This window comes from Streptomyces sp. 840.1 (assembly GCF_003751445.1).
GTDB lineage: Bacteria > Actinomycetota > Actinomycetes > Streptomycetales > Streptomycetaceae > Streptomyces.
The window spans coordinates 286,197-300,166 of sequence record NZ_RJUU01000003.1 but is presented as its reverse complement, the minus strand read 5'-3'; the positions used below and the strand labels follow the sequence as shown (position 1 = coordinate 300,166).

General features: G+C 71.1%; 14 protein-coding genes. 12 read left to right on the top strand and 2 right to left on the bottom strand.

All coding sequences use genetic code 11. The annotated features are described in order from the left end of the window. The first annotated feature begins 22 nt into the window (after positions 1-22). From bla to EDD93_RS33770, 9 genes are all read left to right on the top strand, one after another. Complete coding sequence (gene bla, locus EDD93_RS33815) at positions 23-958, top strand: class A beta-lactamase (protein WP_123529869.1); 936 nt, start codon at positions 23-25, stop codon at positions 956-958. 251 nt (positions 959-1,209) lie between these two features. Next, positions 1,210-2,085, top strand: a complete 876-nt coding sequence (locus tag EDD93_RS33805; RefSeq protein WP_123529867.1) for a glycosyltransferase family 2 protein — start codon at positions 1,210-1,212, stop codon at positions 2,083-2,085. Between the two features lie 265 nt (positions 2,086-2,350). Next, positions 2,351-3,112 (top strand): DeoR/GlpR family DNA-binding transcription regulator, encoded by a 762-nt coding sequence (locus tag EDD93_RS33800; protein ID WP_073733958.1) that lies wholly within the window; start codon positions 2,351-2,353, stop codon positions 3,110-3,112. A 104-nt stretch (positions 3,113-3,216) separates the two neighbouring features. After that, on the top strand, positions 3,217-4,581 hold the full coding sequence (locus EDD93_RS33795; protein ID WP_123529865.1) for a sugar ABC transporter substrate-binding protein: 1,365 nt from the start codon (positions 3,217-3,219) through the stop codon (positions 4,579-4,581). Beyond that, positions 4,578-5,561 (top strand): carbohydrate ABC transporter permease, encoded by a 984-nt coding sequence (locus EDD93_RS33790; protein ID WP_123529863.1) that lies wholly within the window; start codon positions 4,578-4,580, stop codon positions 5,559-5,561. The genes EDD93_RS33795 and EDD93_RS33790 overlap by 4 nt, the downstream gene beginning before the upstream one ends. Then, complete coding sequence (locus EDD93_RS33785) at positions 5,558-6,448, top strand: carbohydrate ABC transporter permease (protein ID WP_123529861.1); 891 nt, start codon at positions 5,558-5,560, stop codon at positions 6,446-6,448. Before EDD93_RS33790 ends, EDD93_RS33785 begins: the two co-directional genes overlap by 4 nt. After that, positions 6,445-7,434: a zinc-dependent alcohol dehydrogenase family protein gene (locus EDD93_RS33780; RefSeq protein ID WP_123529859.1), complete on the top strand. Its 990-nt coding sequence runs from the start codon at positions 6,445-6,447 to the stop codon at positions 7,432-7,434. Before EDD93_RS33785 ends, EDD93_RS33780 begins: the two co-directional genes overlap by 4 nt. After that, positions 7,431-8,363, top strand: a complete 933-nt coding sequence (locus EDD93_RS33775; RefSeq protein ID WP_123529857.1) for a PfkB family carbohydrate kinase — start codon at positions 7,431-7,433, stop codon at positions 8,361-8,363. Before EDD93_RS33780 ends, EDD93_RS33775 begins: the two co-directional genes overlap by 4 nt. Positions 8,364-8,427: 64 nt before the next feature. Beyond that, entirely contained in the window at positions 8,428-8,766 is a 339-nt protein-coding gene (locus EDD93_RS33770) for a sortase domain-bontaining protein (protein WP_123529855.1), read from the top strand. 220 nt (positions 8,767-8,986) lie between these two features. Here EDD93_RS33770 and EDD93_RS33765 read toward each other — a convergent pair whose 3' ends face one another. Next, positions 8,987-9,166 carry a hypothetical protein gene (locus tag EDD93_RS33765; protein WP_123529853.1) on the bottom strand — a complete coding sequence of 60 codons (180 nt, stop codon included), beginning with the start codon at positions 9,164-9,166 and terminating at the stop codon, positions 8,987-8,989. A 175-nt stretch (positions 9,167-9,341) separates the two neighbouring features. Here EDD93_RS33765 and EDD93_RS33760 point away from each other — a divergent pair, with 175 nt between their 5' ends. From EDD93_RS33760 to EDD93_RS40560, 3 genes are all read left to right on the top strand, one after another. Next, on the top strand, positions 9,342-10,169 hold the full coding sequence (locus tag EDD93_RS33760; RefSeq protein WP_123529851.1) for an LPXTG cell wall anchor domain-containing protein: 828 nt from the start codon (positions 9,342-9,344) through the stop codon (positions 10,167-10,169). Positions 10,170-10,236: 67 nt separating this feature from the next. Beyond that, positions 10,237-10,971: a class F sortase gene (locus EDD93_RS33755; RefSeq protein WP_123529849.1), complete on the top strand. Its 735-nt coding sequence runs from the start codon at positions 10,237-10,239 to the stop codon at positions 10,969-10,971. A 372-nt stretch (positions 10,972-11,343) separates the two neighbouring features. Further along, positions 11,344-11,703 (top strand): hypothetical protein, encoded by a 360-nt coding sequence (locus tag EDD93_RS40560; protein ID WP_260256077.1) that lies wholly within the window; start codon positions 11,344-11,346, stop codon positions 11,701-11,703. A 725-nt stretch (positions 11,704-12,428) separates the two neighbouring features. Here the strand turns inward: EDD93_RS40560 and EDD93_RS33745 are convergent. Further along, positions 12,429-13,778: a hydrolytic protein gene (locus EDD93_RS33745; protein WP_260256075.1), complete on the bottom strand. Its 1,350-nt coding sequence runs from the start codon at positions 13,776-13,778 to the stop codon at positions 12,429-12,431. Positions 13,779-13,970: the final 192 nt, after the last annotated feature.

Here is a 13,970-nt window from a genome sequence, read left to right as displayed (position 1 = left end):
CGGAACAGAAAGCCCGTATGCCATGCACACTCGAACTTCGCTGTCCCGTCGTGCCGTACTGGCCGGACTCGCCGCCCTGCCCCTCGCCGGATGCGCGGGCGCCCCGGACGACGCCTCGCCCGCCTCCTTCAGCTCGCCGGCCCCTTCGGGCCCGGCCTCCGCCGACCCCCGTACCGAACGGGCATTCCGTGACCTGGAGCGGAAGTTCGACGCCCGGCTCGGGGTCCACGCGCTCGACACCGGCAGCGGCCGGACCGTCACCCACCGGCCGGACGAGCGTTTCGCCTTCGCCTCCACCTGCAAGGCGCTGCTCGTCGGCGCCGTACTGGACAAGAACTCGCTGCGGCAGATGGACCGGCTCGTACGCTACGGCCGAGACGACCTCGTGAGCGCCTCGCCCATCACCGAGCGGCACGTCGACACCGGCATGACGTTGCGCGAGCTGTCCGACGCCGCCATCCGTTACAGCGACAACACCGCCGCCAACCTCCTCTTCCACGAACTCGGTTCCCCCTACGCCCTGCAGAAGGCCTTGCGCTCACTCGGTGACGAAGTCACCCGCTGCGACCGCTACGAGACCGCGCTCAGCGATGCCACCCCCGGCGACCCCCGCGACACCAGCACCCCCCGCGCCCTGGCCACCGACCTGCGCGCGTACGTCCTGGGCAGCACGCTTCCCGCCGACAAACGGGCCGTGCTGACCGACCTGCTCAGGCGCAACACCACCGGTGACCACACCATCCGCGCGGGAGTTCCCGACCACTGGCAGGTGGGCGACAAGACGGGCACGGGCGGCTACGGCACCCGGAACGACATCGCCGTCATCTGGCCCCCCGGCGCCGCCCCGATCACCCTGGCCGTCCTCTCGCGACGCTCCACCAAGGACGCCGAACGGGACGACGCCCTCATCGCCGGAGCCGCGAAGGTCGCCATCGGCGCGATCGGAGCGCTTGGTTAGCCGCCCGCAGGGCGGCCGGCCCCTGCTCGGCATGGGGCTAGGGCCTGTCTTCAAACTGCCGTCTGCCGTGCGACGCCATGCACGCACTCCCGCCGCACCGGCCCCGGACCCCGGTACGTCCAGTACAGGGGCCTGGGGCCCGCACGCCGAGAGCACGCACCTGACGCCGCCCGGCCGCCCTTCGGGCGACGACGGCAGTTTGAAGACAGGCCCTAGCATTGGCGCTTTCACCGACCGCTGGAGCAAGCCCCATGCCATTGCCACGCCTCGGAGTCGTCATCGTCACGATGGGCACCCGCCCCGTCGAGCTGGCCGCACTGCTCGCCTCGGTGGAGAAGCAGGACGTGCCGGCGGCGAGAGTGGTCCTGGTCGGCAACGCGGCGCCCCTCACCGACATCACGGCGGACGTGACCAGGATCCCGCTGGCGGAGAACCTGGGCTGCCCCGGTGGCCGCAACGTCGGACTCAGGGCGCTGAGCGAGTCGGGGGAGGTGGATGTCGTCGTCGAACTGGACGACGACGGCCTGCTCATCGCCGAAGACGTGTTCCGCCGGGTCCAGCGGCTGTTCGCCGACGACCCCGGGCTCGGCATCGTCGGGTTCCGGGTCGCTGACGAGCACGGGGTGACGGAGCGGCGCTGGGTGCCCCGGCTGCGCGCCGGGGACCCGATGCGGGGAGGCGCGGTGACCGCCTTCCTCGGCGGCGGACACGCCTTCTCGATGGCGATGCTCGACGGGATCGGCCGGTGGCCGGCGGAGTTCTTCTTCGGACACGAGGAGTCCGACCTGGCCTGGCGTGCGCTCGACGCGGGCTGGACGATCCGCTACGAACCCGAACTCGTGCTCCAGCACCCGAGGACGTCCCCGGCCCGGCACGCGACCCATTACCGCTTCACCGCCCGCAACCGGGTGTGGCTGGCCCGCCGGCGCCTCCCGGCCGCTCTGATCCCGGTCTACCTCGGGGTCTGGATCTCCCTGACCATGGCGCGGATGCGCTCGGCCGCCGGTCTGCGGGCCTGGTGGGGCGGGTTCGCCGAGGGACTGCGGACGCCGTGCGGGCCGCGCCGGCCGATGAAGTGGCGCACCGTGTGGCGCATGACCCGGCTCGGCCGCCCTCCGGTCCTCTGAACGGGCAGCGTCACGCGGTTCCGGCGGGGGAGTGCCGACCGCTGCGGGCGCCGTTCGGGCGCTCCCTCGGCCTTGATCGGGCAGGAGTCCGGGCGGACGCGACCCGTCCGTGCGGCTTGACCAGCCGATACGGCCTCGGCGAAACGGGCACGAACGGGCACAGGTGACGTTGTGAAGAGCCTGGTCGCAGCGGGTCCCTTGCTTGTACAAACGACCCATGAGCCCGAACGGGGCCTGAGTCGCAGCGAACGCAGGGAAGTGTGTCGTGGACACCGACGAGCGCCGACGAGAGATCCTCAAGATTGCCCGACGCGAAGGATCGGTGGACGTAACCGCACTGGCCGGGACGCTCCAGGTGGCCAAGGAAACCGTCCGGCGTGATCTGCACATCCTGGAGGAGCACGGACTGGTGCGCCGCACCCACGGCGGCGCCTATCCCGTGGAGAGCGCGGGCTTCGAGACGACGCTGGCTGCCCGCACCAGCCGTCTCGTCCCCCAGAAGTCCAGGATCGCGGCGGCCGCGGCCGACCTCCTCGGCGACGCGGAGACGGTCTTCGTCGACGAGGGCTACACGCCCATGCTCGTCGCGGAGGCACTGCCCAGGGACCGGCCCCTGACCGTGGTCACCGCCTCCCTCGCCGTCGCGACCGCTCTCGCCGACGCGGAGAAGACCACCGTGCTGCTCCTCGGCGGCAGGCTGCGGGGTTCCACGATGGCCACCGTCGACCACTGGACGACCCGGATGCTCGCCGGATTCGTCATCGACCTGGCCTACGTCGGGGCGAACGGCATCTCCCGCGAGTACGGGCTGACCACGCCCGACCCGGCCGTGAGCGAAGTGAAGGCCCAGGCCATGCGCAGCAGCCGGCGCCGGGTCTTCGCCGGCATCCACACCAAGTTCGGCGCCGTGAGCTTCTGCCGCTTCGCCGAGGTCGGTGACTTCGAGTCGATCGTCACCGATACGGGTCTGGCCTCCGCCGAGGCCCAGCGCTACTCACGTCTGGGCCCACAGGTCATCCGCGCCTGACGCACCCCCGCACGGTCGCGCACCGCCTCCGCCGGCCGGGCAGCCTGACATGTCTAGTACAACACGCAAGCAGTCCCTCGATGACGAGTGATCAGGAGAACCACATGCTCCACCTTCAGCAACGCCGAAGCAGGCTGAGTGTGCGACTGGGCACCGGAGCCGCCCTCACGGCCCTGCTCGCCGGGTGCAGCGGCGCGGGCGGCGGCAGTGCGTCCGGCGACAAAGACTCGATCAACGTACTCATGGTGAACAACCCGCAGATGGTGCAGCTGCAGAAGCTCACCGCGGCCAACTTCACCAAGGAGACCGGCATCGAGGTGCACTTCACGGTGCTGCCGGAGAACGACGTGCGCGACAAGATCACCCAGGACTTCTCCAACCAGGCGGGCCAGTACGACGTCGCCACCATCAGCAACTTCGAGGTGCCGTTCTACGCGAAGAACGGCTGGCTGCACCCGCTCGACGAGTACACGGCGAAGGACAAGGCCTTCGACCAGAAGGACATCCTGAAGCCGCTCCAGGAATCCCTCACCGCGCAGGACGGCAAGCTCTACGCCGAGCCGTTCTACGGAGAGTCCTCCTTCCTCATGTACCGCAAGGACGTCTTCGCCGAGAAGAACCTGAAGATGCCGGCCAAGCCCACCTGGCAGCAGGTCGCCGACCTGGCGGCCAAGGCGGATGGCGCCAAGAGCGGCATGAAGGGCATCTGCCTGCGCGGCCTGCCCGGCTGGGGCGAGGTCATCGCACCGCTGACCACCGTCGTCAACACCATGGGCGGCACCTGGTTCGACAAGGACTGGAACGCCAGGCTCGACTCTCCCGAGTTCAAGAAGGCCGTCCAGTTCTACGTCGACCTGGTGAAGAAGCACGGCGAAGCGGGCGCTCCCCAGTCCGGCTACGCCGAGTGCCTCAACAACATGACGCAGGGCAAGACGGCCATGTGGTACGACGCCACCGCAGGCGCCGGATCGCTGGAGGCCGCCGGCTCCCCGGTCAGGGGCAAGGTCGGATACGTCGCCGCGCCCGTCGAGAAGACCGACACCTCCGGCTGGCTCTACACCTGGGCCTGGGGCATGCAGAAGGCCTCCAAGAAGACCGACAGCGCCTGGAAGTTCATCTCCTGGGCCTCCGGCAAGGACTACGAGAACCTCGTCGGCAAGAAGGTCGGCTGGCCCGACGTCCCCGCGGGCAAGCGCGCCTCGACGTACTCCAACAAGGACTACCTGAAGGACGCCTCCGCGTTCGCGAGCGTCACCCAGCAGGCCATCGCCGGCGCGAACCCGCGTGACCCCGGAACCCAGCCCCGGCCGACCGTCGGCATCCAGTTCGTCGACATCCCGGAGTTCACCGATCTGGGCACCAAGGTCTCGCAGGAGATCAGCTCCGCGATCGCCGGCCGCCAGTCGGTGTCCGACGCCCTGAAGGCCTCGCAGGCACTCGCCGAAAAGGTCGGCAAGGAGCAGAAGTGAGTACCTCCGTATCCACCCCGGAAGTCTCGCCCGCCGGAGCACCCGCTGACGCCGCCGCACCCCGCAAGGCCCGAAAGGGCCCCGGCCGGGCCCGGGTCTGGGCCACCCGCGCCCCGCTGCTCCCCGCCCTGATCTTCCTGATCGCCGTGACCCAGCTGCCGTTCGTGGCAACGGTCGTGATCTCGTTCTTCGACTGGAACTCGCTCTCGCCCGACTCGCGCAGCTTCAACGCGTTCGCCAACTACGGCGAAGTGTTCAGCGACCCGAGCCTGCGCGACTCGGTGTTCACCACGGTCTGGCTCACGGCGGGCGTCGTGATCGTGAGCGTCGTGCTCGGGCTCCTCCTCGCCCTGCTGCTCGACCGCGCGTTCATCGGCCGGGGATTCGTGCGCACCCTGCTGATCACCCCGTTCCTCCTGGTGCCCGTCTCGGCGGCGCTGATGTGGAAGCACCTGCTGTACAACCCCGAGTACGGCCTGCTGAACGGGGGCTGGGCCTGGTTCACCGGACTGTTCGGCGTCGACACCCCCGCTCAGCCCGACTGGATCTCCGACATGCCGCTGGCCGCGGTCGCGGCCGCGCTGATCTGGCAGTGGACCCCGTTCATGATGCTCATCCTGCTCGCCGGACTGCAGAGCCGGTCCGCCGAGCAGATGGAGGCCGCACGGCTGGACGGTGCGAACGCCTGGCAGATGTTCTGCTACCTGACACTGCCGCACCTGCGCCGCTACCTGGAACTGGGCGTACTGCTCGGCTCCATCTACATCGTGCAGAACTTCGACGCCGTGTTCACCATCACCGCCGGCGGACTCGGCACCGCGAACCTCCCCTACACGATCTACCAGACCTTCTACCAAGCTCACGAATACGGACTGGCGTCCGCCGCAGGCGTGGTCGTGGTGATCGGCACCATCGTCGTCGCGACCTTCGCCCTGCGCGTGGTCTCGTCCCTCTTCAGTGAGGAGGCGAACCGCGCATGACTGCCCTGACCGCTCCGCAGGCCGCCCCGACCGTCCGCGCCGAGCACGCACGCACGGTACGCAGGGGCAGGCGACGCTCCACCGTCCTCGGGCTGGTCGCCTGGATCGTCGGCATCGCCTTCTGCGCCCCCGCACTCTGGATGCTGCTCACCTCGTTCCACTCGGAGGCCGACGCCGCGACCAACCCCCCGTCGCTCGGCGCGCCCCTCACCCTCGACGGCTACCGGGTCTTCTTCGGCGCCGGCGGAGGCGCCAGCCCCTGGCCGCCGCTGATCAACTCCGTGACCGCGTCGGTCTTCTCCACGCTCTTCGTGCTCGTACTCGCGCTCCCCGCCGCGTACGCGCTCTCCATCAGGCGGGTGGAGAAGTGGACGGACGTGATGTTCTTCTTCCTGTCCACGAAGATGCTGCCGGTCGTCGCGGGTCTGCTGCCGGTGTACCTGTTCGCCAAGAACACCGGGATGCTGGACAACATCTGGTTCCTCGTCATCCTCTACACGTCGATGAACCTGCCGATCGCGGTCTGGATGATGCAGTCGTTCCTGGCCGATGTGCCGGTGTCCATCATCGAGGCCGCACAGGTCGACGGGGCCCGGCTGCCCACCGTGCTGGCCAGGGTGGTGGCGCCGGTCGCGGCACCCGGCATCGCGGCCACCTCGCTCATCTGCTTCATCTTCAGCTGGAACGAACTGCTCTTCGCCCGGGTGCTCACCGGGGTGACGGCCCAGACCGCCCCCGTCTTCCTGACGAGCGTCGTCACCAGCCAGGGACTCTTCCTCGCCCAGCTGTGCGCCGCGTCCGTCGTCGTGTCCCTGCCGGTGCTCGCCGCCGGCTTCGCCGCCCAGGACAAACTCGTCCAGGGCCTTTCTCTTGGAGCTGTCAAATGAGGGCTGCGATCATCGAATCCGTCGGCAAGGTGTCGGTCGAGACCGTCCCCGACCCCACCCCCGGCCCCCGGGACGTCGTCGTCGCGGTCAAGGCCTGCGGACTCTGCGGCACCGATCTGCACATCCTCCAGGGCGAGTTCGCACCCGCGCTGCCGATCATTCCGGGGCACGAGTTCGCCGGTGAGATCGTGGAGACCGGCTCGGAGGTGACCGAGCTGGCCATCGGTGACAAGGTCGCCGTCGATCCGTCGCTGCACTGCCACGAGTGCCACTACTGCCGCAGCGGACGCGGGAACCTCTGCGACAACTGGAACGCGATCGGGGTCAGTAAGCCCGGCGGGGCCGCCGAGTTCGCCGTCGCCCCGGTGGCGAACTGCGTCAAGCTCCCCGACCACGTGGACGTGCGCACCGCGGCGCTGATCGAGCCGCTCTCCTGCGCGGTGCGCGGCTACGACGTGCTCAGCTCCACGCTGGGCGCCAAGGTGCTCATCTACGGTTCCGGCACCATGGGGCTGATGATGCTGGAGCTGGCCAAGCGCACCGGCGCCGCGTCCGTCGACATCCTGGACGTCAACCCGGACCGGCTGACCACCGCCGTCAAGCTCGGCGTCTCGCGTTCGGCCGCCTCGGCGGACGAGCTGGAGACGGTACGGGGCTGGGACGTCGTCGTCGACGCCACCGGTAACGCGGGCGCCATCCAGGACGGTCTCGGCCGGGTCGCCAAGGGCGGCACGTTCCTGCAGTTCGGCGTCGCGGACTACGCGACGACCGCCGTCATCGAGCCCTACCGGATCTACAACCAGGAGATCACGATCACCGGCTCGATGGCCGTGCTGCACAGCTACGAGCGGGCCGCCGCGCTGTTCGCCGGGGGAGTCATCGACCCCGCGGTCTTCATCAGCGACCGGCTGCCGCTGGAGCAGTACCCGGCAGCCCTGGAGCGGTTCAAGGCCGGCCAGGGCCGCAAGATCGTGGTCGAGCCGTGAGCGGTGGGCCCGATGCCGTCCTCGTGATGGGCGAGGCGCTCATCGACCTGGTGCCGTCCCCGGACGATCCGGGGACCCACCGGGCCCAGCCCGGCGGCGCACCCGCCAACGTCGCCGCCGGGCTGGCTCGGCTGGGCACTCCCAGCTGGTTCGCGGGAGGGCTCGGCGGTGACGGGTTCGCCCGCCTGATCGAGGAGCGGCTGGTCTCCGCGGGAACTCGGCTGGATCTGTGCGCCCGTTCGGAGCTGCCCACCGCACTCGCGGTCGCCGACCCGGGCCCGGACGGCACCGGCTACCACTTCCACCTGCAGGACACCGCCACCTTCCGGCTGCCGGAGCGCACGGCCGACGTGGGCCGCTTCGGCGCCGTGTACGCGGGCGGGCTCGCCGCGGTCGTCGCTCCCGCCGCCGAGGCCGTGGCCGCGACCGCGCGCGCCTCGGCCGGGCACGGCGTCCTGGTGGTCGACCCGAACGTGCGCGAGGACCGCACCCTGGACAGCGGCTCCGCCGTACGCCGGCTGCGGGAGCTGTGCGCACTGGCCGGGATCCTCAAGGTCAGCGACGAGGACGTGAGCGCGCTCTGGCCGGGCGCGGCCCCGGAGGACACCTGTGAGCGGCTTGCCGCGGAGAACCGGCTGGTGGTCCTCACCCGGGGCCCGGCGGGCAGTACCGCCTTCGGCCGGGAGTTCGGGCGGGTCTCGGTGCCCGCGGTGCGGGTGGAGGTGGTCAACACGATCGGGGCCGGCGACGCGTTCATGGCCGGGACGCTCAACTGGCTCGGCGATGCCAAGGCGTTCGGCGGCGGCGCGGTGCGGCTGTCGCGCGAGGGCGCCGCGGAGATGCTGACGTTCGCGTCGCGCGTGGCGGCCTCCGTCGTCGCGCGGTCGGGCACCGAGCCGTCGCGCCCCGGGGCCGGCCCCGGCCGCTGAGCCCGCACAGCACGTTCGGCGGGCGCGCGACTGCCGTCGCACACCCGCCGGTCACTCCCCGGACCTGCCGGAACGGCCCGAATGCCCGCTCCGGATCCCCGCCGTGGGGCTGAAGGCCGTCCTCGTACCGGAGGAACTCGACCGTGACGGGCAACTGCCGCTGCCCCGGGGCAAGGACCGGGCGAGCTGGGTCGGTTCCTCCGCCACACCGGGGGAGCGCGGGACCGCCGTCCTCGCGGGACACGTCGACACCACCTCCGGCCCCGCGGCGTTCTCCAACCGGGGCCCCGCCAAGCCCGGCATGGCGGTGTCCGTGGCCCGCCGTGACGGGACCACCGCGCACTTCACGATCGACGAGGTGGCCGTCTACCCGAAGGACGAGTTCCCTGACTCCGCCGTCTAGGGCCCCACCCCCGGCCCGAGCCTGCGCCTGCTGGCCTGCACCGGCTGGGACCCCGACGCGCGCGAGTACCGGGAGAACGTGGTCGTCTACGCCACCCCACGTCGAAAGCCCGCCCCCGAGTGACGTTCCGGACGGGGGCGGGCCTGGGGTGGTGGGTGTCGCTGCTCCGACGAGGACGGAGGCCGGGCGGTGGGGCGCGGTGCTGCCCACGGGCCGCGGATCAGCGCCTGCGCGACCTGCCGGCCCCCCATCCGGTGCCGACCCCGCCCACGTGCAACGCCAGGGCCGTCAGGCCGAGCAGCATCACGTTCACGGACGAGAAGACGTCGTTGGTCGCGATGTCGGCGGCATTGATCAGGAAGGCGATGAAGAAGAGGACGGCTGCGACTATTCCGAGCATCGGTGGAACTCCTGTTCTCGAGTGGTGAACCCCGTGTGCCCCCGTTCCCGGCTCCCATACGACAGATGTCGTGCTCAGACCAATCCGCTGTGCCGACGGCACCGAATAGACGACATCAGCGACCGAACGCGGTTCCGGTTCTGTGACCGGAAACGCCGGAAGGGGATGCGTCTTCGTGAATGCCCGCCGTTCAACCCGTCTCACCGCTCTGCTGGTTGTGCCCGCCGCGCTCACGCTCTGCGCGGCCGTGCCCGCCATGGCGCACGACGGCCATGTCGCAGGCAGCACGGCGAAAGCCGCCGACGGCGACACGTACCAGATCGACCTGAACCAGTTGAACAGCTCCGGCGCCGGCGGCACGGCCCTGGTGAGCGTGGAGGGCGACAGGCTCACGGTGAAGATCGAGGCCGAGGGACTGGTCCCCGGCCAGCCGCACGCGCAGCACATCCACGGCTCGACCGACGGCCATGACTTCCGCTGCCCGGACATGAGCGCCGACAAGGACGGTGACGGCATCGTCAGCACGGCCGAGGGTCTGCCGGTGTACGGGGACATCAACATCTCCCTCACGACCAAGGGCGACACGTCCAAGAACAGCGGCCTCGCCGTCGACCGGATGCCCGTCGCGGACAAGGACGGGAAGCTGAGCTACTCCCGGACGATTCCCGTCTCGCAGGCCGTGGCCGAGCACATCAAGGATCTGCACGTCGTCCAGCACGGCATCGACCCGAACAACAACGCCAAGTACGACTTCGGCAAGGGCAAGAGCGAACTCGACCCGAAGCTGCCGCAGGAGGCCACCGCCCCGGCGAGCTGCGGCATGGTCAAGGGCGCCGCGGTCGGCTCCATGCCCGTGGGCGGCGTCGAGACGGGGGGCGGGAGCACCGCGGGTGTGGAGTCGCCCGGTCTGTTCGCGGCAGGCGGTGCGGCACTCCTCGCGGCAGGCGGGCTGTTCGTCGTACGGCGCCGGACGCGCACGGCGGACGCCCGGCACGACGGCTGAGGCGCTCCGCACCGACGGAGGCGCCGTGCGATGCCCGTAACGGCCGGACGCAGGGACAGGTGAAGCGATGAATGGGACACCCGACGAAGGCGCGCACCGCACGAGGGCCCGGCGGCGCAACGTCACGCTCATCGCCCTCACCGCCGCCCTGCTCCTGACCGGTGGGCTGCTGCTGGCTCTGGGAACGAGCCGGCAGCAGCCCGCTCCGCCCCCCGCCGCAGACAGGGGCAGTCCGGCCGCCACCGGCCAGCCCCCGGTGCGGCAGGGGGCCGAGCCCGCGACGCCGTCCGGGAAACCGGACACCGCCCCGGCCTCCGAGGAGCCGTACACCGCGGCGCTGCCCGCGTCCCGGCCCGTCCGCATCACGATTCCCTCGCTCAAGGTGGCCTCCACCCTGGAGGAGCTCGGGCTCGGCAAGGACCGCGCCATGGAGACCCCTCGGGACCCGGACAAGGCGGGCTGGTACCGACCCGGGGCCACGCCCGGAGCGGTCGGCCCCGCCGTGATCGCGGGTCATGTCACCTGGAACGGCGCGCCCGGGGTGTTCTTCGGGCTCGGCAAGCTCCGTCCCGGTGACCGGATCAGCGTCCGGCGCGCGGACGGGCGGAGCGCCGACTTCACCGTCGACCGGACCGCCGTCTACCCCAAGGACCGGTTCCCCACCGTCGAGGTCTACCGCAACCTCGACCACGCCGGGCTCCGCCTGATCACCTGTGGCGGCGACTACTCCAGGAACGACAGCCGCTACGCCGACAACGTCGTCGTGTACGCCACCCTCACCGGCAGCCACGGTCCCGCCTAGGCGGGCACGGCATCGCGGCCGGGTGAGTGCGGCAGCCGGGCCCGTGCCGGTGCGGGCCCGGCTGCGGGCGGCTGCGGGCGGCGCTTCACCCGGACAGGTGATGCCGGCACCGAATCCGCTCCGGCTCCAATCCGCAGGCGCCCCGTCTCCGAATGACTGACGGAGCGGGGCTCACGGCGAGAGGTCCGCCTCAGCCGCCCGGGGCCCGGCCGGAAACCCGGCATGGCCCCGGGCGGGCGTCGCCCCACATACGCGCACCGGACCCGTCGACGGGGACGAAGCCACCGCACAGGACCGGGGTCCCGAGCCGACCCGGTCGGACCCGGACCCCGGGCCGAGGAGCCGGAACTCCTTCGGTGGCCCCGCGGTCCGGTGCGCAGGTCCCGTGCCGGCTCGACAACCTCCACTCGTGAGCCGGAGCGGGACAGGCGGTCCGCCGGTGCCTGCAGCCGGCGGACCGCACCCGCCCGTGAGGCCGGCGCCGATGAGGACGGCGGCGCCGATGTCCTCGTCCAGCACCCGCAGGACCGCGGCGGCCGAAGCGGCGTACAGCCGCACCTGCGGATCACCGGCCGGGCGCCCGATGCGGTCGTCGCTGATCACGCACATCTCCCGTTCCGTCCAGCACAGGCCACCAGCCAGGCGGTGCGGAGCGCCGGTTCGGTGTCGGCGAGCCGGATCATCCTCATCGCGAGCATCCCGTCCGCGATGTCGACGGGCGACCTCCCGTGACGGAGCCGGGTCAGTTCGGCGGCCAGATGGTCTTCGAGCGATCTCTCTCCCGGGGCCAGTCGCACAGCACGCTCAGCAGAGTGGCGACGCCCTGCGTGACGCCCGGCTCGGCGCAGTTCCTTGCTCCGGAAGTGCCGCCAGAGAGTGCGTGTGGAGAGGCCCACCGCCTCGGCCATCTGATCGCCGCTCCTCGCGGCCACTCCCTCTTCCCAAAAACAGGCGGGCCGCCTCCTGCGAGATCTCCAGGCGCAGCCGCAGCCGCAGCCGACGCCGCTCGCTCATCCCTCCCGTGCCGCCCGTCTTCGCCGGCATGGCAACGCAACACCCTCCCGCACCGCACTGGCGCGCTGTCCTCAAGAGACAGCGTGTCACTTAGTGACAGGAGCGGAAGGGTGCCGTGTCGAAGCGCTTGCGTCCGCGGTCCCGAACTGCCGCCCGGGACACGCGCGCTGTCACGGCGAAAGTCGGCCACTTTGCGATCCGCGCGGGTCGTTCGCGCCGCGTGAGTCGTGGGCGCCGTCATCGACGCGTGTGGGCCGGATCATCGGCCGTGGCACGGGGGGCGGTGGCGGATCACCGCTGGATGCGACACCCCGCTGCCCCGCCGCTGCCCCTCCGCCGGCCCGCGATCCTCGGCCGCGTGCGGTGTCGATTTTCAGACGAAACGATAAATCTCACGTTTCGGACGGCCCCGCGCTGGTCGATATTGTCCCGGAAGGCCTGGTTCATTGCTTGACGGGGCTGAGCACACCACTCACGTTCAGGACTTCGTGGCACTCCTGCGCCCGACGCCCGGTGGCCGGTGTACCCGGCTTCGCACAGGTCACGTTGACGGTCACGGTCTCGTTCTCGGTGATCTTGATAGGGGTGACCCAGTGGTAGTCCTGGTTGCGGAAGGTCTCCAGCGCGATCGTGGTGATCTTCCGCTTGCCGAACGTGATCGTGAGTACCCCCTCGTCGCCCTGGAAGTTGGCGACGACGATGTCCGTGATCCCGAAGGCGTGGTCCTCGGGCACCTTGTACGTACCCGCCGCGCTCCTCCCGCCGGACGTCTTCAGGTCGATGGTGGCCGAACTCTGCTGACCGCCGCCCGCCGAGGTGCCGTCGCCGCCCGTGCCCGGCGTCGCCCCGGGGCTCGCTCCGGGCTGCGCGCCCTTGTCCCCGCCGGACGGGTTGTCCTTGCCGCCGCCCGAACCGGTGCCCGGCGACTGGCTGTCCTGCGCCCCGCCCGGATTGGGGCGCGCCTGGACCTCCTTCGTGGCGGCCTCCTTCGCCGCGCTGCGCACGGCGGGACGCACCAGGGTGAACCAGGCCAGGAGCAGTGCGAGCAGCGCCGCGAGCACCGCGAGCAGCCACTTCGGGAAGATCGGGATCTGGACGAACTCGGCGTTCAGCGGCGGCCGTACGACGGACTCGTCACGCCGTGCCTCCTCCTGGGCGGCGGGCTCGACGGTCTCGGCGGCGTCCACGGTGAACGGCCACACCACCGGGGAGCCGAACCACACCGGCTTGCCGGTGCGGACCCGCAGCCGGACCTCCGCCGACTCGCCGGGCTCCAGCTTCGGCTTCGCCGGGCTGAAGGCGAACCGCAGCTCCTCACCCGCCTGACCGGGGGCGAAGCCCACCAGCGCCGAGGTGTTGCCGAGGTTGCGCACCGCGAGGCGGTAGCGGCCGCGCAGCCAGCCGCGCCGGCGACGCGGCGCCAGCTCGGTGTGCAGCTCGCGGAACTCCTCGACGGTCACGACGGTTTCGGGAACCCGTACCGACTCGGGGTGCTCGGCCGGCAGGACGCGCACGCCCAGCGGTGTGTCACCGGGGCGGATGTCCGGCGAACGCGGTGGGTCCAGACGGATCGTCACCGTCTCGGACGTGCCCGGATAGAGGGAGACCCGAGGGGGTTCCACGGTGGCCCAGGGCGCGCAGTCCCCGACGACCTCCAGGCTGTACGCCTCGACGATGTCGCTGTCGTTGTGGACGGTCAGGCTGGTGGTGGCGGTGCTGCCCGGTGCAACGGTCACCGCCGGGATGTCGAGGCCGGGCGCGCTGGGGCCGGAGGGGGATGCGGAAGGCGTCACACCGTCACGGTAGAAGCGCGCCGCGCCCGCCACGAGGAGCGCAAGGGCAAGACCCGGGCAGTCGCGGTGCCCGGGGAGTCAAGACCAACTCCGCCATTCCGGTGAGCTGTTGACCGGGCCGCCAGGTCCCGCAGCCGGCCGTCCGCGCCCTGACGGCCGTTGCCCGCCCCTCAGGTCACCCGCCCGTACGCC